Here is a 22008-nt window from a genome sequence, read left to right as displayed (position 1 = left end):
CGGCGTGTGCGCGACAATGGCCGCATGCTCATCCGAATCGTGGGGACGCAGCTGCCCGGGTCGTCCTGCCGGCCGGCGGGGAACGAGGCCACGTACTCGAACATCCACGTCGGCGTGCAGCGGAAGAACCGGCCACAGGAACTGCTCGACCCGCAACGCGGTGACGCGGACACTGTCGCGTGGACGGTGGAGTGCACTGTGGTCGACGCCGATATTCGCGGGGCCTACATCCAGGGTCGACCAGGGGAGCGGTTCGTCTACCTCAGTTGGGTCACCGTCGATGACGGCGGCACGCTCACCATGTTCCGCCGGGCCAAACTGATGCTCGCCGACGTCCCCGCTGAGACCCTCGCCGCCGCGACGGAATCGGGAGTACTGGAGGCGCGTCTCGGCCTCACCGACGCGACCGGAAACCCGCTGTGCGCCAGGGTGAAACCCGCCATGATCAGCTGGACTGCCGCGACCTGAGTGCGGTGTCCACCGGCCCGCGGCGGGTGTCGGTCCCCGGTGGCAGGATGCAGGGGTGGGTGATTACTTCGAACGGATTGTCGATCTCGACGTAGCTGCGGCGGACGCGGAGGTGGTGGCGGAGCGGATGGTCGACTGGATGGTGTCGAGGGGGTGGCTGCTCCGGGAGAAATCGGGTTACGCGATGTACAGCCTCCACGCCGACGAAGGGTACGTCGCGGGGCGTGCCTGGGCCGAGATCGCCGACAATTCGGACGCCGATTGGATTCCCGCACCGGTAGCGGTCATCGTCGGCCGCCACGCTCACTACGGCGGTCAGGGCGAGATCGAACCGGCCGACGCGACCTGCCCGAGCTGCCAGGCGAAGACGGTGATCATCGACTACCCACAGGCCTGGGAAGCGGATCCCGCGGTATGGCAACCCTTTTCGGCCGCGATCGAGGCCTGGGAGCAGACAGGCGCCGGCGCGGTGTCGTGCCCCGCGTGCCAGACGACCAGCCCGATCATCGACTGGCAGTGGCCGTGGGGTTTCGCCCTCGGCACCCTCGCCTTCGACTTCTGGGGCTGGCCATCCCTGACCGAGGAGTTCATCGCCGAGTTCACTACCCGGCTGGGCCACCGAGTCGACCATCACACAGGAAAGTTCTGATCGCTCGCCGATACACACAGTGCGCATGATCTCACCGGTGGGGAGTGGCCCTCGGTGAAAATTCCGCCCTCACTAGCATCGATACAACGCAAACATCGTTGAAAACTAGAGGACGTGTGTTGACTACCGAACAACTTGATCGCTGGAACGCCCAGGAAGCCGCGGCGGAGGCGATGATTCCGATCATCGGAACGCTGTATCGCAGCAAGGGTGTGACGATTCTGCTGCACAGCCGGTCGCTGGTGAACAAGTCGGTGATCAGCATTCTGCGGACGCATCGGTTCGCGCGCCAGATCGGCGGCGAAGAGCTGTCGGTGGACGAGACTCTGCCGTTTCTGCAGGTCATCAGCCAGTTGGATCTGGGGCCGTGCAAGATCGATCTGGGTCAGCTCGTGATGGCATTTCACGCGGATGAGCGTGGGCTGTCGGTCGAGGAGTACACCACCGCGGTGCTGGCCGAGGTGAGCGACGGCAACAAGGCCGTGTCGCAGGGGCCGCGTGATGTGGTGCTCTACGGGTTCGGGCGGATCGGGCGGCTGGTCACCCGGCTGCTGATCGAGAAGGCCGGGTCGGGCAACGGGCTGAGCCTGCGCGCGGTGGTGGTGCGCAAGGGTGGCGACGACGACCTTGCCAAGCGCGCGTCGCTGCTGCGCCGTGACTCGGTGCACGGGCACTTCAACGGCACGATCAAGGTCGATACCGACAACGACACGATCACCGCGAACGGCAACGTCATCAAGTTCATCTACAGCGATGACCCGACGACGATCGACTACACCGCCTACGGCATCGACAACGCGATCCTGATCGACAACACCGGTCGCTGGCGTGACCGCGAGGGCCTGGCGCAGCACCTGCGCCCCGGCATCGCGAAGGTGGTGCTCACCGCGCCGGGCAAGGGTGACGTGCCCAACATCGTGCACGGGGTCAACCACCGCGACCTCGACCTGTCGCAGGAGATCTTCTCCTGCGCCTCCTGCACGACCAACGCGATCGTGCCGCCGCTCAAGGCCATGGACGACGAGTTCGGCATCGTGCGCGGTCACGTGGAGACGGTGCACTCGTTCACCAACGACCAGAACCTCCTCGACAACTACCACAAGGCCGATCGTCGCGGCCGGTCCGCGCCGTTCAACCTGGTGCTCACCGAGACCGGCGCCGCCTCCGCGGTGGCCAAGGCGATGCCGGACTTCAAGGCCAAGATCACCGGCAACTCGATCCGCGTGCCCACCCCGGACGTCTCCGTCGCGATCCTGAACTTGCAGCTGAAGCAGGACACGACCAAGGAAGACGTGCTCGCGTACCTGCGTCAGGTATCGCTCGCGGGCCCGTTGAGCCGTAACCTCGACTACACCGCCGCCACCGACGCGGTCTCGAGCGACTTCATCGGCTCGCGCGCGGCCTCGATCATCGACGCCAACGCCACCATCGTCGAGGGCGACACCGCGATTCTCTACGTCTGGTACGACAACGAGTTCGGCTACTCGTGCCAGGTGGTGCGGACCGTGCAGTACATCTCGGGCATCGAATACCCGACCTATCCCCAGCTGGGCGACCGGTCCGACGCGCGCGAGCTGACCGACGCGCGATAGCGAGTTATCGCTGAGGCGGGTCCGGGTCGCTGACCTGGGCCCGCCTTGTTCGTCGACCCGGTCGCGGGCCGGGCGATCGAACGTCACCGCTTGTCGGGGTGCGCGATGTTGTGCATACTGGCCACATGACATCCAGTCGAAAGGGCGTCCTGCGCCCGGGCCGTTGAGCCCCACGCCGGTCATCGAACCGGCTTCTCTCCCGCTCGATCGCGGGGAATTCACGAAAATTCCGCAGAGCACTCGTTCGTCATATGACGATGCGCGCCAAGCCCTTTGGTTACGGGTGCGCGAGCTCGCTGTGCCGCCCGGGATGATCGAAGTAGCTACCGCACGGCGTCTCGTCGGTGACTGGTCCGGTGCGTGCGCCGCGGCTCACGTCGACGTCGATGTGGACTTGCGGGCATTGGCGCGGACGCACGGGCGGGGACTCGCCGCCCACGTGCGGGCCGACCTGCGACACCTGGCGCCGGATCTGCTGCGCTGGCATCTCCCCAGAATCGCGCCGGACGGATTGTTGCGGCCCGGGTTGACGATGGTGCTGGCTCGCTACGACGCCGATGACATCGGCGACCTCGATATCGGAATGTCCACGCCCAGTGCCGGTTCCGTGTACCTGGTGGTCCGCACGCCACCGGCTTGGGCGGCGGCCGGCCAGCGGATCGGCCTCACGCTGTGGGACATGGCGAGCCCCGCGACCAGTGCGCGCATGCACCCCCACCCTCGGCCCAACAGTCGCTACCGTCTCGACCTGCACCGGCACCTGTGGGATTCGCGCAGAGCGCAGGAGTTGCGAACCCGTTCTGGAGCAGCGCAATTCGCCGCCACGGCGATTGCGTCAGGCATCGAACCCGCCTCCGGGGAACCCGTGTCGCTGCCACCGGGTGACGATCCCGGCTCCGGTCTGCCCGCAACGATTCCGCCGGGATGTGCCGTCGATCGCTGGGCGGACGAAGCGGGAATTCTGCTGCGGGCGCAGGGGCGCCGGTCCGGGCTCGTCCTGGTGCGGTGTGGTGCGCGGAAACGGGTTGTGCTGGATGTGCGCGCGGATGATCCACCCGCGGTGCGGATTTCGAGGGAACATCCGCGTGGCGGCATCTCGGCCCTTCCGGTCCTGCCCGACGCGGCGACCTGGGTTCTCCCCGACCTGGAATTGCTGCGCGCGGACGCGATCACCGCCGATCGCCTGCATCCGCTGGTCGCTTCCGCGCTCGGCCGCGACGGAGCGCCGATCGAGAGATCCGCGATCGCCGCCGGTTATCGGCTCGTGGAATGCCGGGGCGAACGCCACCGGATCGGCCTGGTGAACGGGGTGCTCGCCGCCCTGGACCACGACCCTGCCGAAATCCGGCGCGAAGAACTCCTGGCAGCCCTGACCGGCACGCCGATGCCCTGCCTGCAAGCCATCGACCGATCACTGCGCCAGCCGGATTGGCTGGTCGGCGTCTGCGACCGTCTGGACCACGGCGATATCGACGGCGCGCTCACCATCGTCGAAACAAAGCTCGGCGCCGACGCGGTGCTGCGCGACGGACCCCTGCGTGACGCGCTCGAAGCCGCTGTACGACAACGGATTACCTACGGCCTCTTCCGGGCGGGCCTGCCCGCGCCGGGTCGCGGCCATACCCCTCCTGACCGGTACGACCGTAAAGGCCGTCGCGCCCGTCCGAGACACGCGGTCTTGCGCTGAGTTGCCGTCCGGGCCATCGGGATCACGCGGTGTCGCACTGACAGGCGAAGTCGTGCCGACCTGCGATGACCAGCTGATCCGCCTCGACGGGCTGACTCGCGCGTTCGGCTCGTGCGGCTTTCGCAGTGCCGACCATGCTGGCGTCGCTGCTGAATTCCGAGCAGGTCATCCGGTGCCTTCGTCGGCCGAGGCCGAGCTTCGCTCCACCTGCCATCATCCATCGAATTCTTCTGAACCCAAAGGTGATTCACACATGACTGTTCACACCCTCTGCCCGCCGCTCCCGATTCGCGCCGCCCACTCCCAGCTCGATATCGCGGGCGAACTCCTCGCCATGCTGGGTGAAGTGACGACAGAGCCGCGTCGCAACACCCAACTGGAAGCTCTCACCTTGGCAGTGGCCGCCGACCTACCGGTCCTGCTGTGGGGCGAGCCGGGCATCGGCAAGACCGCGGCCCTCACCCAGCTCGCGGAGTCCCTTGACCTGCCGCTGACCACGGTCATCGCGAGTGTGCACGAGCCGTCGGACTTTTCGGGCCTGCCGATCATCGGCGACGACCCCGCCAACCAGGGTGTGCCGATGGCGCCGCCGGACTGGGCGGTGCGACTCGTGCGGGCCGGGCGCGGCTTGCTGTTCCTCGACGAGCTGTCCACCGCACCGCCCGCCGTGCAGGCCGCACTGTTGCGCGTCGTTCTCGAAAGGCGGGTCGGCGCACTGGAACTGCCGCCGGGTGTGCGCATCGTCGCGGCCGCCAACCCGCGCTCCTCGGCCGCTGACGGCTGGGAGCTGAGCCCACCGCTGGCGAACCGCTTCGTGCACCTGCAGTGGACCCATGAGCACGACGTCGTCGTCCGGGGCCTCGGCGGAACCTGGCCGCGCGCGACCTTGCCGCAGCTGGCCTCCGAAAGCTTTTCGGAGGCAGTCGCTTTCGCTCGGCGGGCGGTCTGCACGCTGCTCGCGGCGCGACCGAAACTCGTGCATCAGATTCCCACCACCGAAACCCGGCGGGGCGGGCCGTGGCCGTCGCCGCGCAGCTGGGAGATGACCCTGCGCCTGATCTCCTTCGCCACCGCGGCCGACGCGAGTCGCGATGTGCTGTCGCAGTTGATCCGCGGCACGGTCGGCGACGGCGCCGGGTTCGAACTGCTGACCAGCATCGATCGGATGGACCTGCCCGACCCGGAAGCGCTGCTGGCCGATCCGGCCGCCGCCGAACTGCCGACGCGGGGCGACCTGCGCCAGGCGGCCCTCGACGGTGTGGTGGCCGCGGTCCGCAAACGACCGGAGAAGGCACGGTGGGACGCGGCCTGGTCGCTGCTGGTCAAAGCCCTGGAAACCGGGGCACCCGACCTGGTGGTCGTTCCCGCGACCACCCTGGCCACGCTGCGCCGCGACAACTGGGAGGTGCCCGCGTCGATCGAACAACTCGCCGCGGTGGTGTCGGTATCCCAGAGCGCTGATCGCGCCGCGGCCCGCGTTGCGGTCAAGGCGGGCCGATGACGGCGGATACCACCGGGCTGGATTTCGACAAGCTGTATGCCGCACGGCTGCAAGCGGTCTCGGCCCGTCCTTATCTGGCGACTGCCCTGTACGCGCTGCACATCGTCGAGTCGCGAGGGGTGCCGACGATGGGGGTGGACAAACACTGGCGGTGCTACGTGTCGCCCCGGTTCGTCGACAGCACGCCGGTGGAAGATCTGGCTTCGATTCTGGTGCACGAGGTTTCGCACCTGCTGCGAGACCATCACGCGCGCAGCGACCGCTACGCCCACGCCCACGAGCTGACCGGCCCGGGGGAGCGCCTGCGCATGAATATCGCCGCGGATGCCGAGATCAACGACGACGCGTTCGGCGACGGATTGGTCTGGCCCGAGGGCGCGGTCCTGCCCAGCACCTTGGGGCTGGATCCAGGTCAACTCATGGAGGACTACCTGGGTCAGTTCCGCCTCGGGCATCTGACGGAAGGCATGGCGTGGCTCGACTGCGGTAGCGGCGCGGACGGATCGGACCGTGAGTGGGAACTGGGACCCGACGGCGCCGACGGTCTCAGCGAACAGCAGCGCGAAGGCGTCCGATTCCTCGTGGCGCAGGGCATCGTCGGCCGTCCAGGAGACGCGCCCCAGGGGTGGCGACGCTGGGCGAACGAGGCCCTGCACCCCTCACAACCGTGGCGGGATCTGCTCGGAGCCGCCCTCCGCGCGGCCGCCTCGGCCCCCGGCGTCGGCGAGGATTACACCTACCGCCGCCCCGCCCGGCGCTCGACCGCACTCCCCGGCATCGTGCTGCCGAGCCTGCGCCGCACCCCACCCAAGGTCAGCGTGGTGATCGACACCTCGGGATCGGTCAGCGACGACGAACTGGGCAGCGCCCTACTCGAAGTGGCCGCCATCATCCGCGCCGTCGGCGGCCGCCGCGACCTGGTCACCGTGTTTTCCTGCGACGCGGCGGCCAGAATCGCCCACCCACTGTGCCAGGCCGAGGGCATGACGCTGATCGGCGGTGGCGGCACCGACCTGCGCACCGGTTTCACCCTTGCCCTGCGCACCCGCCCGGACGTCCTCGTCGCCCTGACCGACGGCCAAACTCCCTGGCCCACACACCAACCGGCCTGTCGAACCGTGGTCGGCCTGTTCCGCCGCCCGCGCGCATGGCAGGAGGGCGATCCGGACTACGTTCCGGACCGACCACCTGCGTGGGCACGGGTGGTCGACATCGGGTGAGGCCGAGATGACGGTGTTATAGGACGGACCGTCAGGCGTGCACCCAGGGGTTGAGGACAGGCACGCCCATCGGCTCGAAGTCCGCGAGATTGCGAGTCACTACAATCATGCCGTGCTCACTCGCGGTTGCCGCGATCATCGCATCGCGCTCGGGGCGTGGGTCCGGAACGTGCAACCGTGCGGCGCGTCGGCCGACGGCGAGGTCAAATGCCAGAATCCGGTTCGCGAAGACATCCAACAGATCGTCTTCGAGCCACGTGCGCAATCGATTGCCCTGCGCGGCGTCGCGTCGTTCAATTCGGCCGATACCGATTTCGACCTCCATGATCGTAATGACGCTCAGGAACAAGTCGGACGGTCGTCGTTGCGCCACCCATGAGCGCACCTGCGGGTTCGCCGACTGCCGCGACTTGCGCAACTCACTGATGACGTTGGTGTCGAGGAGGAAAGTCACAGGTCTGCGACCCGCAGATTCACCTGCAGCGGTGCCGGTTCGAACTCGATTTCGTCGTCCATGCTCAGGCGGGAGACGAGGTCCTGACTGTCGGCCTTCAGTCGCCGGTACTCGTCGATAGACAAGAGCACAAAAGCGTCCTCACCGCGATCTGTGATCACGACCGGCTCCACGGTCGCAGCCCGTTTCGCAGCGCTGACGTCCTGGTTGAACTCCCGAGCGCTCATCGAAGTCATCGCAATCTCCCATTGTAGGTACGTACCTACAATACCGTACGGCGTGCCCATGTCGCCAGCATGAACGAGCCGGACAGGAAGAGCCCGGCGAGCGGAATCAACGGCAGATAGGAGACCCATACGATCGGTTCCGGTTGCGCCAGCGCGATCACGGTGGCGACAACGGTGACGACGAACACCACCGCCGACCAACGGTGTATCAGGCCGACGAGTCCGGTACTGCCACGGGAAACCAGCACTGCTCGCGAGCCGCGCAAGAGCACCACGAACATCGACGCACCGGACAGGAAGAGCGCCGCGAGCGGAATCAGGGGCAGGTAGACCACCCACTCCGGTCCGCTGAGCGACAACCCGATCACCGTGATGACCACTGCCGCCAAGAAGCCGACGGCAAGCCAGCGGTGAGCTCGTCGAACCCAGGTGATGTTCATCGAAAACCCTTTCCTCGGTCGGTAGAAAACAATGCTGACACGGCGCCGACCTCGACACTTCTCGATTCCTGATCGTTTCGCACGCCGACGACCGATAGTCGATCGAGCCGTTTTCAATCCGGCAATTCGTTGAAAGTATCAATCCCCGCGGGCCGCCGAACCCCTGCGAGACTCGTCGTGTGATCAGCGCGATTGTGCGAATTCGGTCCATCACCTACGAATCAGAGGGCGTGCTGTCCTTTGTGCTCACCGACCCCGGCGGCGCGCCACTGCCGCCGTGGGAACCGGGTGCGCACGTGGATGTCGTGCTGCCCGACGGCGTCGTTCGCCAGTACTCGCTGTGTGGCGACCCCGCGAATCGGGACAGTTATCGCATCGCGGTGCTGCTCGAGGAGCAGGGCCGGGGCGGGTCGGCGTGGATGCACGAGAAAGTGCGGCCGGGCACGCTGCTGGAGATCCGGGAACCACGCAACAATTTCCCGCTCACGCAGGCGGCGAGCTACCTCCTGATCGCCGGCGGCATCGGGATCACCCCGCTGCTGCCGATGATCGGCGCACTCGAACAACACGGCGCCGACTGGCAACTGCATTACGGCGGCCGCACCGGCGCGCGGATGGCGTTCGCCGACGAGCTGTCCGCCTATGGCGCGCGGGTTCGTCGCTACGCGCAGGACGAAGTCGGGCTGATGCCACTGGCCGAGATTCTCGCGCCGGTGACCTCGGGCACCCTCGTGTACTGCTGTGGTCCCGAGCCGCTGCTGGCCGCGGTCGAGCAGCACTGTGCGGCGGATGCCCTGCGGGTCGAGCGTTTTCATCCGAAAGAGCTCGCGGCGACCGGACCCGACCGGCCGACCACTGTCGTGCTCAACCGTTCCGGCCGGAACATCGAAGTACCGGCGGGATCGTCGGTCCTGGACGCACTCGAACGGGCAGGCGCCGATGTGCTGTGGTCGTGCCGCGAAGGAACGTGCGCGACCTGCGAGACCACCGTGCTCGAAGGCGAAGTCGAGCACCGTGATTCGGTGCTCACCCCGGCTGAGCAGGAGTCGGGCAAAACCATGATGATCTGCGTTTCCCGAGCGCGCACGGACCGTCTCGTGCTCGATGCCTGAAAGGTCGAAGACTGTGCACGATGTCATTGTTGTCGGCGCCCGCTGTGCCGGTGCCACGGTCGCGATGCTGCTCGCGCGGCGTGGTTACCGGGTGCTCTGCGTCGACCAGGCGCTGTTTCCCAAGGATGCCGTGTCGACCCACATGCTGCGGCAGAGTGGACTAGCGCGACTGCGGGATTGGGGACTGCTCGATCGGCTGGAAGCCACCGGCTGCACGCCCATCCACTCGATCACCATGTCGTACGCCGACGCCCACTTCGAGGGTTTCTCCGACCCGATCGACGGCATCGCCGAGACCTACGCGCCGCGGCGCATCGTGCTCGACAAGCTGTTGCAGGATGCCGCCCGCGAGGCCGGGGTCGATCTGCGCGAAGGCGTCACCGTGACAGATCTGGTGCGCGACGGTGAGATCGTCACCGGCATCGTCGGCCGCGACCGCGACGGCGAACCGGTCACCGAACACGCCCGCCTCGTCATCGGCGCCGACGGATACGCGTCCACTATCGCCCAGCTCACCGGTGCCCAGAAGTACGACGTGATCCCGGGGGAGACCTTCACCGCCTACTCGTACTGGTCCGGCCTGAACATGCAGAGCCAGTTGCGGATCGGCGACAAGCAGGCGGTCGGCGGCTGGCCGACCAACGACGGCAAGACGCTGATCTGGTGTGTGCAATACGTCGACCGGTTCGCGCCGTTCCGCACCGATGTCGAGCGCAACTTCTCGTTGGCGTTCAAGGAAACCGCGCCCGACCTCGCCGAACTGCTCGACACCGGCGAACGCGACGAACGGTTCTACATCGCCCGCTACCCGGAGAATTTCTACCGCGAATCCCACGGCCCCGGTTGGGCATTGGTCGGCGACGCCGGATATCACAAGGACCCCTTCACCGGTCTCGGGATCAGCGACGCGTTCACCTACGCCGACCTGCTCGCCGAGCGGGTGCACGAGGGGCTGTCGGCGGCGCGGCCGATCGACGAAGCGCTCGCCGACTATCAGGCGCAGCGGGATCGGTCGAGCAAGCCGATGTACCGATTCACCTGTGAATCCTCGCGACTTGTCCTGCCGGACAAACATGTCGAGGTGATGCGGGCACTGCCGAGCAGCCCGAAACACACCCAGCAGTGGTTCCGGATGATGGCAGGCGGGCTGAGCGGCCGGGAGTTCTTCGCCGAGGACAACCTCGCCCCGCTGCTGAACCCGCAGGGCTCATGATGATCGTGCGACCGTTCGACACCGCGGGGATCTTCCGCGACGAGCACGGTGTCGCCCACTACGCCGACCTGCCCGATTCTCTGGTGGACATGCTCCGCCACACGGTGCACACCTCGCCCGACCAGGAAGCCGTCGTCGAGATCGGTGGTGAGCGACTCTCCTACCGGCAACTGTGGGATCGCGCGGCACACACAGCGGGTGGATTGCGGGACAAGGGAATCCAGCCGGGTGACCGCGTCGCCAGCCTGCTCGACGCCGGAACCGATTGGGTGGTCGGCTTTCTCGGTATCGTGCTCGCCGGTGCGGTGGCGGTCCCGGTCAACACCCGGTTCGCCGCCCCGGAGATCGACTATGTCCTGACCGACTCCGATGCCGCCTACAGTCTGCGGCCGAACGAGTCGCTGCCGCAGGGCGATCCCTACGTCTACGACGGCGCGGGCCCCACCGACCTGGCCGCGATTTTCTACACCAGCGGCACCACCGGCCGCCCTAAGGGCGCGATGACCACACATCGCAACCTGCTCGCCACCGTGGAGAACGTCCGCCGGCTCGCCCGGATCGCCGTTGACGAAGGCCCGACCCTGCGCAATCTGGTCTCGGTGCCGCTGTTCCACGTCACCGCCTGCAACAGTCAGCTGATCCCCCAGCTCGCCATCGGCGGCACCACGATCATCCTGCCGCGGTTCAAGATCCAGGACTTCCTCCGCGCGATCGTCGACGAGCGAGTCACCTCGCTCACCAACCCTCCCGCCATCTACTACCTCGCCTTCCGGCAACCCGACTTCGCCGAGTTCGACCTGAGCGCGGTGAACCGGGTCGCCTACGGTGGCGCGCCGGTGGCGCCCGCGCTGGTCGCCGAGATCGCCGCGCATTTCCCGAACGCGCGCCTGGCCAACGGTTTCGGCCTCACCGAGACCGCGTCCATCTCGACCTACCTGCCCCACGAATGGGCCACCGACCACGCGGACTCGGTGGGGTTCGCCGCGCCGATCGTCGACCTGGCCATCGACGCGCCGGACCCCGTCAGCGGCGTCGGCGAACTACTCATCCGTGGCGCCAATGTCGTTGCCGGATACTGGAACAACCCCGAAGCCACCGCCGCGACCTTCGTCGATGGCTGGCTGCGCACCGGTGACCTCGCCCGGATCGACGAGCGGGGGCTGGTGTCGATCGCGGACCGAGCCAAGGACATGATCAACCGCGGTGGCGAGAACGTGTACTGCGTCGAGGTGGAGAACGCCCTCGCCGGCGCCCCCGGCATCGGTGAATCCGCGGTGGTCGGGGTCCCCGACGACATGATGGGCGAGAAGGTCGGCGCCGTGGTGGTGCCGGTGCCTGGCACCGAGTTCGACGAGGCCGCCGTGCTCGGCTACCTGCGTGAGCGGCTCGCCGATTTCAAAGTCCCCCAGTATTTCTCGGTGCGGACCGAACCGCTGCCGCGCAACCCGGGCGGCAAGATCGTGAAGACCGTGCTGCGGTCCGAGCCGTTCAAGCCCGCGGCACGAGGGTGATGCTGGTCCGCTTCTGCTCGGCGAAGGCGTAGATGTCGTCGCCGGGGTCGAGGTCCTCGGCACGGTAGCCGATCGTGCTGAGGATGGCGGAGCGATCGAGGTCGAAGATGTCGGTGTAGTACCGCGCGCGACTGACCCTGGTGTAGGCCGGATCGGCGCCGCGATCGGTGCCGGAGAGATTGACGTTCGCGGCGAACCAGCTTGCCCGCTCCGCCAAGAGGGTGCTGAGTACGCCAGTGGTCGCCGCGGGCACCCAGCTCCAGTCCCAGTTACCCGGCTCGGCCCACGGCCCACCGAACTCCCGCGAGAACGCGATCCCGGGCACCCCACGCGCGCCCGCCTCCTGGACCGCGCCGAAGGTACCGCTGACATTCAGTGTGGCCCCGATGTTCTCGCCCGCGTTCACCCCGCTCAGACACAAGTCGACCGGCGCGACGATCCCGGACGTCAGCGCGAACACCACACACGCCGCCGGCGTGGACCCCACGTGCAGCGTGGGAATACCGGCGGTCGGTGCGGCCCACTCCCAGTTCATCGCGACGCCACTGCGCCGGGACTGGCTCGCGCCCGACATCGGCCCGCTCGGTGCTACCACCGTCGCGTCGATGCCGAGCGCGCGCACGGCTTCCGCCAACGCCAGGAGACCCGGCGCGCGGTAGCCGTCATCGTTGGTGATCAGCAGGTGCATCGAAAGCCGTTACGCGGGCGCCGGTTTCGGGGTCGAAAAGGTGCAGTCGATCAGCCGGGACGGACACCCGGATCCGCGAGCCGATCGCGGGCGCCTGATCGTTCGCGGGCAGTGTCACTGCCCACCGACCCGATTCGCCGGTGCACTGCGCGATCTTGGTGTCACCGGTGAACTCGACCAGCTCCACCACGCCGTGCACGAGCAATCCCGCGTCGTCACGATCGCGCAGTGTGCCGTCGCCCGGCCGCCAGCCCAGCTTCAGTTCCGCCGGAACACCCGGAACCGACTGTGGCAGAAGCACATCCAACCCCGGGCCGGTTATCCCGTCCGAATTCATGGTCACCGTCGCCAGGTTCATCGGCGGGCTACCGAGGAACGTCGCGACGAACAGGTCGACCGGCCGCTGGTACACCTGCGCCGGACTGCCGACCTGCAACACCCGCGAATCATTCATCACCACCAGATGCGTGGCCATCGACAACGCCTCGAGCTGGTCGTGCGTGACGAGCACGACGGTATTGCCGAGCTCGCGATGCAACCGCACCAGCTCCACCCGCGCGAGCTGGCGCAACTGCGCGTCGAGCGCCGACAACGGCTCGTCGAGCAGCAGCACCTTCGGCTGCCGAACGATCGCCCTGGCCAGCCCGACCCGCTGCCGCTGACCACCCGACAACTGCGCGGGCCTGCGATGACGCAGCTCACTGAGCCCGAGGCTGTCACACGCACCCGCCACCCGCCGCTCGATCTCGGTGCGGTCCAGCCCCGAGTTGCGGTTGTGCTTGCCTTCCAGCCGCAGGCCGAAGGAGATATTGCGCTCGACGGTCATGTGCGGGTACAGCGCGAAGTCCTGGAACACCATCGAGACACCGCGTCGCCCCGGCGCCACGTCGGTGACGTCGGTGCCGTCGATGAGCACCCGTCCGGCGGTGGGCGGGATCAACCCCGACACCACGCCGAGCGCGGTCGATTTCCCGCAGCCCGACGGCCCGACCAGCACGGTCAGCGACTGTCCCGGCACGTGCAGGAGGTCGACGTCGAGAGCCGGACGGTCCTCACCGTATTGCTTGATGACCCCGTCGAGCACCACGCCGGCCGAAAGGTCGAGCTCGGTGGTCAGCACCGGGGGCTCGCTCACACTGAGACTTGTCATGTCGATCACCGAACCCCTGAATGAAGGAAGGCGTCCGCGATCCGTCGCGACGCCAGGACATAGATCACGACGACCGGCAGCGACGCCAGCATCGCCGCGGCGAGCATCGGGCCGTACTCCGCGCTCTCCGGACCGAGGAACAGGGCCAGACCCGGCTGGATGGTCGTGTCCTCCGGATCGGGCATCACCAGCAGCGGCCACAGGAATTCGTTCCACGTACTGATGAACAGCAGAATCGCCACCGCGCCCAAGGCTGGGCCCAGCACCCCGAGCACCACGTGGCGCAGGATCTCCCACGACGTGGCGCCTTCGAGCACCGCCGCACCGATCAGCGACTGCGGCACCGAGCGAATGTGGTCGCGCAGCAACAACACCGCGAGCGCGCTGACACCCAGCTGCGGGATGATCACGCCGATCGTGTGTCCCTGCCAACCCAGCTTCGCGGTCATCAGGAACTGCGGGATGATCAGTGCCTGCGGCGGGATCAGCAGCGAAATACCCACGGCCGCAAGGACGAAGCCACGACCTCGGGCCTTGTCGAAGCGCACGAGCGCGTAGGCGGCGGGCAGTGCGACCAGCATCGTCGCGATGGTGACGCCCGCGGCCATGATGAAAGTGTTGAGCAGCAGCCGCCCGATCGGGAACCGGCCCACCGCCATCTCGTAGTTCTCCAGGCTCGCCGGATACGGGATCGGGTTCAGATCGAAGATCGTCGACACCGGTTTGAACGAAGTGGTCAATGCCAAGACCACCGGGAACAACATCAGCACCACCGCCGTGATCAGTAGCAGGTGCCTGCCGATCGCGTCACCGCGTCGCACTGGATCTCCTCGAGAGCAGGGTGTAGAAGGTCAGGAGCAGGCCGAACACGACGGCGATGACGATGGCCGCCGCCGACGCGGTGCCCGCGTCGAAGAAGGTGAAACCGTAGGTGTAGAGCCGGTAGTAGACGTTGTCGGTGGCATTACTCGGCCCACCTCGGGTGAGCACCCCGATATTGGTGAACAGCCACGGCCACACCACCACCATCGACAGCAGCCCGAGCAGGATGATCGGGCGGCGCAGCTGCGGCAGAATGATCGACCGGGTGATCTCACCTTCGGTGGCGTCGTCCATGCGCGCGGCGTCGACGGTGCGCCGGTCCAGATTCGCCAGCGCCGCCCCGAAGAGCAAAGTGTTGAGCGCCACCACCTTCGGTGCCGTCACCATGACGATGGTCGGCAGCGCGGTGGCCGGGTCGCCGAGCCAGTTGACCGGCTCCACCCCGGCGAATCCGAGCGTCTGATTCACGATTCCGTACAGCGGATCCAGAATGAACTGCCACGACAGCGCATTGGCCACCGGTGCGAGCACCACCGGCAGGAACAGCAACATCCGGTAGAACTCGCTGGTCCGGCCCGGCCGCTTCCACAGGGCGATGGCCAGCGCGCACGGGACGACCGTCGCGAAGGGCAGCACCAACAGCGCGTACTTCAGCGTGTTCCAGGCCGCATTGCCGAATTCCGGTTCGGTGAGCAGGGTTTCGTAGTTCTCCAGGCCGATGAACTCGATGTCGGGGGAGACCAGGTTCCAATCGAGGAAGCTGAGCACCGCCGTGAACACGAGCGGGCCGTAGACCCACGCCACGATCGCGAGCATGGTCGGCGAGAAGTACAGCCAGGCCACCCCGGTCGCGGCGGGGCGTTCGACCGCACGGACCTCGCGGTCCTTGGTGAGCGTCATGAACGCGCCCGCGCATCGAGCATGCGCACGGTGGTGTCCAGCGCCTCGGCGTAGTGGCGGGCGTGCCGCATTTCGATGATGATCGCCGGGTCGCGGACGAAGGTCGTTTCCAGTACGTCGCCGAGCGGGATCGTGCCCCAGCCGGGCGGCAGATGCAGGTCACCTTCGCCGAGCAGTTCCAGTTCGTACGGGCTGGCGTCGGGCTGACGCGCCATCCGGCCGAAATTGTCGTGCAGGTGGATGTGGCCGACGATCGGGGCGACCTCGCGAATCGCGCCGAGGAAGTCGTAGTCCAGATAGCCGGCCGACAGATAGGCGTGGCCGACATCGAGGCACATCGACACCGCCGGATGATCGATCCGCTGCACCTGCTCGGCGACCAGATCCAGGCGCATCCCGTAGGAACGGCGGGCGAGCACCGCGGGCCCGGGCGCCCGATTCTCGACCGCGATCATCACCCCGCGCGCACCGGATTCGTCGGCGAGATCGCGCAGCATCGCGCGTTCGGTTGCCATGCCCGCGGTCAACTCGTCACCGTCGCTGTACAGGTTCGGCAGCACCCCGGCGTGGTAGACCAGCACCTCGGCGCCGATCGCGGCGGCTACTTCCAGATCCGCCAACAGCCCGAGTTGCTGGGCTGGAGCACTGCCGGTGTCGAGCAGATTGCCGGTGCGCCCGGACGAATGCCACGAGCTGTGCAGGGTCAGCCGCAGTGGGCACCCGGCCAGCGCGTCGCGCAGCGCCGCCAGCCGGGAGCGCTGCACCCGCCCGCCGATCACCACCCCGAGGCCGCACCCGCCGAGTTCGGCATAACCGAATCCGGCGGTCGCGGCCTCGTCGAGGAATTCGCGCATCTCCTCGAAATCGGAACGGAGGAGCTGCTTTCCCGACCACGGATTGACCGTCAGGCCGATCTTGTCCGGGACCGCGCCGCCGTGCGAACCATTGGGCGGCGTGTGGGCGAATACCTGGTGTGACAACGTTGTCTCTCTTCGAGGGGTGGTGGGTCAGCGGAGGGTGCGCGAACTCAGTTGAGTCCGCGGATCTTCGTGGCGGCGGCGCGCAGGGTCGCCGCCGGGTCGGCACCGCGCAGGACGATCGGCTCGACGGCCTCGTCCTGCAGGATCACGACGCCCTGGTTGGACTGCTTGCCCGGGAAGGCGGTGTAGGGCGCCAGGTCGGCCATCTGCTTCACGGCCGAGCCGAGCCGCGGATCGGCCGAGGACTCCGCCGCGGTGCGCAGCGGCAGGTAGCCCATCTGCGAGGCGATGAGCTTGAAGCTCTCGTCATTGGTCATGAACTGCACGAACTTCCACGCCGCCTTCGCCTTGGCGGCGTCCTTGGCAACGACCGTCAGGCCGGAGCCGGAGAAGGTGGGGCGGGCGGGCAGGTTGTCGAAGGCGGGCAGGGGCGCCACCTGCAGGGCGAACTTGCCCTTGGCCGCCGCGTCGAGGGTCAGCAGACCGCCGCCGGTGGTGACGAGCATGCCGAGCTTGCCGGAGTTGAAAGCGCTTTGCGCGGAGGCGAAGTCGACCGCGGGCTGTACACCGGACTTGGTCAGATCCTGAATCGTCGACAGCGCGGTGATCACCGGGGCCGAATCGACGGTGACCTCACCGCTGCTCGACACCAGCCCGCCACCGGCACTGTTGACCAGCGACTGGGTCAGGTAGTCGGACTTGCCCGGATCGGCCGCCGAGACGTACACGCCCTGGGCCTCGGTCTTGTCCTTGATCGCCTGTGCCGCCTGCTTGAGCTGGGCCATCGTCTTGGGCGGCTGGGCCGGGTCGAGGCCGGCGGCGGTGAACAGATCGGCGTTGTAGAAGACCACCGGGGTGGCCATCATGAACGGCATCGCGACCGGCTTCTTGGCACCGGCGACCGGAGTCGCCTTCAGCACCGACGGCACGAAGCCCGCCATGTGCTTGTTCCACTCGTCGGTCCCGGCCACTTCTTCGAGCGACCGCAGCGGCAAGGTCTGCGACGCTTGCGCGACCTTGCTCCACCCGATCTGCGCGACGTCGGGCGGGTTGCCCGCTACCACTTCGCTCTGCAGCTTGGTGAGCGCGTCCGCGGTCGGGACCGACTGCGGTTTGACCGTGATCTTCGGGTTGGCCGTCTGGAAGTCGTTGATCAACTTCTCGATGCCCTTGCCCAGCGGGTTGGTCTGTCCGTAGGTGTAGGACAGGAAGGTGATGGTCACCGGGTCGTCGGCCCCGGCTGGGGCCGAGCTGTTCTGGCCGCAGGCCGCGAGCAGCGTGGTGACCGCGACGAGCACGATCCCCCATCCGGCCTTACGGCCGTGGTGGTGCGAGTTCATAACAGGCTTTCTGTGGAGGGGGTGGTCGAATCGGGCGTCAGCGGAGTCGGACTCCGCCGTGCGTGACGGTCATGCTCTGGATGCCACGCAAGTTCACATTGGGCCGGTACCGCAGCGAACCCGGCACGAGCACCGGGTCGATCACGCGCGCGGCGAAGGCCGACAGCGCCGCCGCGCCCTCGGCCCGGCCCAGCGCCGCGGCCAGGCAGAAGTGCGCACCGGCGGAGAAGGCGAGGTGGTCGGCGGCACCGCGGGCGACATCGAAGCGATCGGCGTCGGGGTAGTGCTCGGGATCGCGGTTGGCCGCGGCGAGCAGCACCAGCATCGCGGTGCCGGGGCTGATCGCGGTGCCGCTCACCGCCATGTCGCGGGTGGCGATGCGCATCACGAACTGGATCGGCGCGTCGTAGCGGAGCACCTCGTCGGCGGCGCTGATCCCCAATTCCGGATCGGCGCGCAGGATTTCGCGCTGGTCCGGGTTCTGGAGCAGGGCGAGCACACCGTTGGCGATGAGGTTGGCGGTGGTCTCGTGGCCCGCGACCATCAGCAGCACACAGGTGGCGAGCAGTTCGCCCTCGCTGAGCACTTCGCCTTCCTCTTCGACCTCGATCAGCCGCGAGAGCAGGTCGTCGCCGAGGTTGCCGCGGCGGCGGACGATCAGGTTCTTCAGGTAGTTCATCAGCTCGTTGCGCGCGCCTTCGGCGTCGTCGAGGTCGTCGTTGTGGACGACGAGGTTGAAGTCGAGGACGCGGCCCAGCCTGCGGGCGGCCGGCTCGAAGTCGTCGAACTCCTCGACCGGGATGCCCAACAGCGCGCACATGATCCGCACCGGCAAGGGCAGCGCGAATTCGGAGATCACGTCGAATTCGGACTTACTCGCGATCTGCGCGACGAGATCGTCGACGATCGAGTGGATCTGTGGCTGCGAGGCCCGAATCACCCTGGGGGTGAAAGCCTTCGACACGAGCCGGCGAATGCGGGTGTGTGCGGGCGGATCGAGGAAGAGCAGGGATTCGGGGCGCTCCGGGTGATCCTTGCCGAGTCGGGAAAGGCTGGGGTCGTTGCGAACCGACGGGTCGCGCAGCACCTGCTGGCAATCGGCATAGTTGGCGATGATCACGAGGTCGCCGCCTTTGGTGACCAACGGCGACTTCGTGCGCAGGGCGCGGTGGACGGGATACGGATCGGGTCGGGTGTCGGGAGCGAACAGTTCGGCCAGCGTCGACTCGGCGTCGTGCTGACTGGCAACCGTGGTCGTCATTTTCTGGGCTCCTTCGAAATCGGCGTCGAATTTCTTTCGCCTGCACCGCATAAAAGTCTTCCACCCCGAAGTCGCGGGCGACAACGCGGAACGCATTATTGATCCATTGCGGTACGAAATGGATCGCACTGTCAAGGTGGGGATCATCGGGCTTTACCGGGTCAGCGATTCGAATGCCGAATCGACCGCGTTCACAGCGCTGGCCGCGACCGCGGTCACCGCGAGGCGGGCAGGACACGCCGTGCGGTCGGCAGGAATTAGGGCGCTGCTCATCTGTGCTTCACGGGCCCGTTCCCCGATGACGTGCGGTGCCGCTATACAAGGGGAATATCTCGGACGAGTCACGTACCTGATCACGCGAGGCGCGAACTATGGAGACACGGCATATCGAGGCATTTCTGGCCATCGCTGACGAACTGCACTTCGGGCGGGCAGCCGCCAGGCTGCACCTGACGCAGCCGTCACTGAGTCAGCAACTCAAGCGTCTGGAACGCCATCTCGGCGTCGAACTGGTGTCGCGGACCTCGCGGGTGGTGCAGCTGACCCCCGCGGGCGAGGCGTTCCGCACCGACGCCCGGCGGATTCTCGGGGAGGTGAACTCGGCGACGAGTACCGTCCGCGACATCGCGGCCGGACGGATGGGCAAGATCAACATCGGGTTCAACGGCCGGGCCGGGCAGCTCATCATGCCCAGGTCACTGGCCCAATTGCACGCGAACTACCCCAACATCACCACCAAGCTCAGCTCGGGTCGCTCCGGTCCGCAGCTCACCGCGCTCACGCGCGGCGAACTCGATGTCGGGCTGCTCTACGGTGGCACGTCCAATGGCGACTCGGTGCTGTCGCGGTGTCTGCTGCAGATGCGCATCGGCGCGCTGGTCGGGCCGGGGCACCGGTGGGCCGACCGGTCGTCGATCGCGATCCGCGAACTGGCCGAGACGCCGTGCGTGCTGTTCAACCGTGAGGTGAGCCCCGCGATGTACGACGCCATCATGACCGCGGGCGAGCGCGCGGGCGCCTTCCCGAAGGTCGCCGAGTACATGAACGATTCGGTGGCCACCGGGATCACCGTGGCGGCCCGCCGGTATCTGGGGTTCGCGTCGTTCATCAGCATGGACGAGCCGCGGCCGATGGGTCTGAGGGTGGTTCCGCTCGTGGATCCGGAACCGGTGGTGGAATTGCAGGTCGCCTGGCGGGTCGACAGTCCCAATGAAGTGGTGCAGGTATTCCTGGACAGTCTCGACGCGACGCGGAATTTTCTGCAGTCCACCGTCCGCGGCAAAGTATACGGAGAACCATTGGCGAGTTGATTTCCATTCGGTCGATTGAGATCGGCAATGGAAATCCGCATCGGCGGCCGGGGATGATGCAATTAATTCATGGCACCTGAACTGAAAACCTCAGCCACCCTCGGTTCGGTATTCGAGGCGATCGATCCGGATAATCCCGACTTCTTGCTCTTGCAGCGAATTGTCAGCAAGCTGGTTCCCTTCGGCACCCACGCGGGTACCGAAATCACCGAAATCGGTCCGCACCGCGCGATCGTGGAGATTCCCGACGAGCCCTACGTCCTCAACCATCTGCGGACCGTGCACGCAGGTGCGCAATTCCTGGCCGCCGATATCGCCGGCGCGTGCGCTTTCGTCGGCGCGCTGGCTTCGCGGTTGTCGGCGGTCGACACGTTGGTACTGCGGGACGCGCGGCTGTCGTTCCGCAAACCCGCCCTCGGCCGGATCCGGGCGATCGGGGTCATCGACCCGAGCGACGTCGCGACGGTGCTGGCGGCCGAAGCGGGGCAGCGGGTGGACGTGGACGCGCGGGCGCTGATGTACGACGCGGCCGGCGTGCTGGTCGGCAAGGTGGCGCTCGACTACGTCTGCACCATGGCGGCGTGATGAGCGAGCAACGCACCGAGATCGCCGGCCTCGAAACGACTACCGTCCCCACCACCGACGGCGCCGCACTCGCGGTTCGGCTGCTGCCGCAAGCGGATTCGAGCGCGCCGGTCGTGCTGATCCTGCCCGCGATGTCCATCAAGGCCAAGTACTACCTGCCGCTGGTCACGGCCTTGCACGCGGCCGGGCTCACGGCCGCCGTCCTCGATCTGCGCGCGCAGGGCGACAGCAAGCCCGCGCTGGGGGAGGGGCCCGGGTTCGGCTATCGCGAGCTGATCGAGGTCGACCTGCCCGCCGTGGCGGACGCGCTGCGCGAACGGTTCCCGCAGGCGCCGCTGCACCTGTTCGGGCACAGCCTCGGCGGACAGCTCGCGCTGCTGTTCGCGGCGGCCGAGCCGGAGCGGATCGCGAGCATCACGACGATCGGCACCGGTTCGGTGTACTGGTGGTCGTTCGAACTGCGCAGGCGCCTCGAGGTTTTGGCGCGCGGACTGTCGGTCGGTGCGGTTACCCGGCTGCGCGGACGGTGGACCGGCGGCGGCGGGATCGGGCCGATGACCGCGGGCGTCATGATCGACTGGGCGCGCCACCTGCGGACCGGCAACTACCGGCCCAGTGGCAGCACCCGCGACTATGACCGGCTGCTGCGCGAATTCACGCTGCCGGTGCTGCTCATCTCGCTCGACGGCGACCCGCTGGGGCCCGAATCCACGGTGCGTTTCCTGAGCAAGCGGATGGGCGCGGCGGATCAGCACCGCTGGCACATCGACCGGACCTCGGGCTTCACCCACATCGGCCATGCGTCGTGGGTGAAGGACAGCGAACTGGTCGCGCCCGCGGTCGCGGCGTGGGTTGTCGAAGGCCGACCGCCCCAATAGCGATGGCCGATCGACTCGGC

23 protein-coding genes are annotated in these 22008 nt (G+C 67.3%); 12 read left to right on the top strand and 11 right to left on the bottom strand.

Going from position 1 to position 22008, the window contains the following annotated elements; all coding sequences use genetic code 11:
- Positions 1-24 precede the first annotated feature (24 nt).
- The 4 genes from ACWZHB_RS17330 to ACWZHB_RS17315 all read left to right on the top strand — a co-directional run bounded on the left by ACWZHB_RS17330 (position 25) and on the right by ACWZHB_RS17315 (position 4396).
- Positions 25-468, top strand: a complete 444-nt coding sequence (locus tag ACWZHB_RS17330; protein ID WP_427908958.1) for a DUF5990 family protein — start codon at positions 25-27, stop codon at positions 466-468.
- A 55-nt stretch (positions 469-523) separates the two neighbouring features.
- Positions 524-1117, top strand: coding sequence for a hypothetical protein (locus tag ACWZHB_RS17325; RefSeq protein WP_427908957.1), 594 nt, complete (start codon positions 524-526; stop codon positions 1115-1117).
- A 173-nt stretch (positions 1118-1290) separates the two neighbouring features.
- Positions 1291-2709, top strand: coding sequence for a glyceraldehyde-3-phosphate dehydrogenase (locus ACWZHB_RS17320; protein ID WP_427909194.1), 1419 nt, complete (start codon positions 1291-1293; stop codon positions 2707-2709).
- Positions 2710-3019: 310 nt separating this feature from the next.
- Positions 3020-4396 (top strand): hypothetical protein, encoded by a 1377-nt coding sequence (locus tag ACWZHB_RS17315; protein ID WP_427908956.1) that lies wholly within the window; start codon positions 3020-3022, stop codon positions 4394-4396.
- A 22-nt stretch (positions 4397-4418) separates the two neighbouring features.
- Here the strand turns inward: ACWZHB_RS17315 and ACWZHB_RS17310 are convergent, their stop codons facing one another.
- Positions 4419-4613: a hypothetical protein gene (locus ACWZHB_RS17310; protein ID WP_427908955.1), complete on the bottom strand. Its 195-nt coding sequence runs from the start codon at positions 4611-4613 to the stop codon at positions 4419-4421.
- 36 nt (positions 4614-4649) lie between these two features.
- Between ACWZHB_RS17310 and ACWZHB_RS17305 the strand changes: the two genes are divergently transcribed.
- Together ACWZHB_RS17305 and ACWZHB_RS17300 are read left to right on the top strand one after the other, a co-directional pair.
- The gene (locus tag ACWZHB_RS17305) at positions 4650-5897 is read left to right on the top strand and encodes an AAA family ATPase (protein ID WP_427908954.1); all 1248 of its coding nucleotides are present in this window, start codon (positions 4650-4652) and stop codon (positions 5895-5897) included.
- Positions 5894-7117 (top strand): vWA domain-containing protein, encoded by a 1224-nt coding sequence (locus tag ACWZHB_RS17300; protein WP_427908953.1) that lies wholly within the window; start codon positions 5894-5896, stop codon positions 7115-7117. Before ACWZHB_RS17305 ends, ACWZHB_RS17300 begins: the two co-directional genes overlap by 4 nt.
- Positions 7118-7148: 31 nt before the next feature.
- Here the strand turns inward: ACWZHB_RS17300 and ACWZHB_RS17295 are convergent, their stop codons facing one another.
- The 3 genes from ACWZHB_RS17295 to ACWZHB_RS17285 are packed head-to-tail and all read right to left on the bottom strand — an operon-like array spanning position 7149 to position 8238.
- Positions 7149-7571, bottom strand: a complete 423-nt coding sequence (locus ACWZHB_RS17295; protein ID WP_427908952.1) for a type II toxin-antitoxin system VapC family toxin — start codon at positions 7569-7571, stop codon at positions 7149-7151.
- Positions 7568-7858: a type II toxin-antitoxin system Phd/YefM family antitoxin gene (locus ACWZHB_RS17290; protein ID WP_427908951.1), complete on the bottom strand. Its 291-nt coding sequence runs from the start codon at positions 7856-7858 to the stop codon at positions 7568-7570. Before ACWZHB_RS17290 ends, ACWZHB_RS17295 begins: the two co-directional genes overlap by 4 nt.
- A complete protein-coding gene (locus ACWZHB_RS17285; protein ID WP_427908950.1) occupies positions 7834-8238 on the bottom strand; it encodes a hypothetical protein in 405 nt (134 codons plus the stop codon). Before ACWZHB_RS17285 ends, ACWZHB_RS17290 begins: the two co-directional genes overlap by 25 nt.
- Positions 8239-8417: 179 nt before the next feature.
- On the opposite strand from ACWZHB_RS17285, the gene ACWZHB_RS17280 reads away from it, so the two are divergent.
- Genes ACWZHB_RS17280 through ACWZHB_RS17270 form a run of 3 tightly spaced genes read left to right on the top strand, consistent with a single transcriptional unit; the run spans position 8418 to position 12074 of the window.
- Entirely contained in the window at positions 8418-9350 is a 933-nt protein-coding gene (locus ACWZHB_RS17280; RefSeq protein WP_427908949.1) for a PDR/VanB family oxidoreductase, read from the top strand.
- A gap of 13 nt (positions 9351-9363) precedes the next feature.
- Positions 9364-10563, top strand: coding sequence for an FAD-dependent oxidoreductase (locus tag ACWZHB_RS17275; RefSeq protein ID WP_427908948.1), 1200 nt, complete (start codon positions 9364-9366; stop codon positions 10561-10563).
- Positions 10560-12074 (top strand): class I adenylate-forming enzyme family protein, encoded by a 1515-nt coding sequence (locus ACWZHB_RS17270; RefSeq protein ID WP_427908947.1) that lies wholly within the window; start codon positions 10560-10562, stop codon positions 12072-12074. Before ACWZHB_RS17275 ends, ACWZHB_RS17270 begins: the two co-directional genes overlap by 4 nt.
- Here the strand turns inward: ACWZHB_RS17270 and surE are convergent.
- The 7 genes from surE to ACWZHB_RS17235 are packed head-to-tail and all read right to left on the bottom strand — an operon-like array spanning position 12052 to position 19215.
- Positions 12052-12762 carry a 5'/3'-nucleotidase SurE gene (surE, locus tag ACWZHB_RS17265; protein WP_427908946.1) on the bottom strand — a complete coding sequence of 237 codons (711 nt, stop codon included), beginning with the start codon at positions 12760-12762 and terminating at the stop codon, positions 12052-12054. The genes ACWZHB_RS17270 and surE overlap by 23 nt on opposite strands.
- Positions 12737-13912, bottom strand: a complete 1176-nt coding sequence (locus tag ACWZHB_RS17260; protein ID WP_427908945.1) for an ABC transporter ATP-binding protein — start codon at positions 13910-13912, stop codon at positions 12737-12739. Before ACWZHB_RS17260 ends, surE begins: the two co-directional genes overlap by 26 nt.
- Positions 13913-13917: 5 nt before the next feature.
- Positions 13918-14733, bottom strand: a complete 816-nt coding sequence (locus tag ACWZHB_RS17255) for a carbohydrate ABC transporter permease (protein ID WP_427908944.1) — start codon at positions 14731-14733, stop codon at positions 13918-13920.
- Complete coding sequence (locus ACWZHB_RS17250; protein WP_427908943.1) at positions 14720-15634, bottom strand: carbohydrate ABC transporter permease; 915 nt, start codon at positions 15632-15634, stop codon at positions 14720-14722. The genes ACWZHB_RS17255 and ACWZHB_RS17250 overlap by 14 nt, the downstream gene beginning before the upstream one ends.
- A complete protein-coding gene (locus ACWZHB_RS17245) occupies positions 15631-16614 on the bottom strand; it encodes a sugar phosphate isomerase/epimerase family protein (RefSeq protein ID WP_427908942.1) in 984 nt (327 codons plus the stop codon). The genes ACWZHB_RS17250 and ACWZHB_RS17245 overlap by 4 nt, the downstream gene beginning before the upstream one ends.
- A gap of 47 nt (positions 16615-16661) precedes the next feature.
- The gene (locus tag ACWZHB_RS17240) at positions 16662-17954 is read right to left on the bottom strand and encodes an ABC transporter substrate-binding protein (RefSeq protein ID WP_427908941.1); all 1293 of its coding nucleotides are present in this window, start codon (positions 17952-17954) and stop codon (positions 16662-16664) included.
- Positions 17955-17991: 37 nt separating this feature from the next.
- A complete protein-coding gene (locus tag ACWZHB_RS17235) occupies positions 17992-19215 on the bottom strand; it encodes a cytochrome P450 (RefSeq protein ID WP_427908940.1) in 1224 nt (407 codons plus the stop codon).
- 371 nt (positions 19216-19586) lie between these two features.
- On the opposite strand from ACWZHB_RS17235, the gene ACWZHB_RS17230 reads away from it, so the two are divergent.
- From ACWZHB_RS17230 to ACWZHB_RS17220, 3 genes are all read left to right on the top strand, one after another.
- Positions 19587-20525 (top strand): LysR family transcriptional regulator, encoded by a 939-nt coding sequence (locus ACWZHB_RS17230; RefSeq protein ID WP_427908939.1) that lies wholly within the window; start codon positions 19587-19589, stop codon positions 20523-20525.
- 69 nt (positions 20526-20594) lie between these two features.
- Entirely contained in the window at positions 20595-21110 is a 516-nt protein-coding gene (locus ACWZHB_RS17225; RefSeq protein ID WP_427908938.1) for a DUF4442 domain-containing protein, read from the top strand.
- Positions 21110-21988: an alpha/beta hydrolase family protein gene (locus tag ACWZHB_RS17220; RefSeq protein WP_427908937.1), complete on the top strand. Its 879-nt coding sequence runs from the start codon at positions 21110-21112 to the stop codon at positions 21986-21988. The genes ACWZHB_RS17225 and ACWZHB_RS17220 overlap by 1 nt, the downstream gene beginning before the upstream one ends.
- The last annotated feature ends 20 nt before the right edge of the window (positions 21989-22008 follow it).

This window comes from Nocardia sp. FBN12 (assembly GCF_054031145.1).
This window is presented reverse-complemented; position numbering and strand designations above follow the sequence as displayed.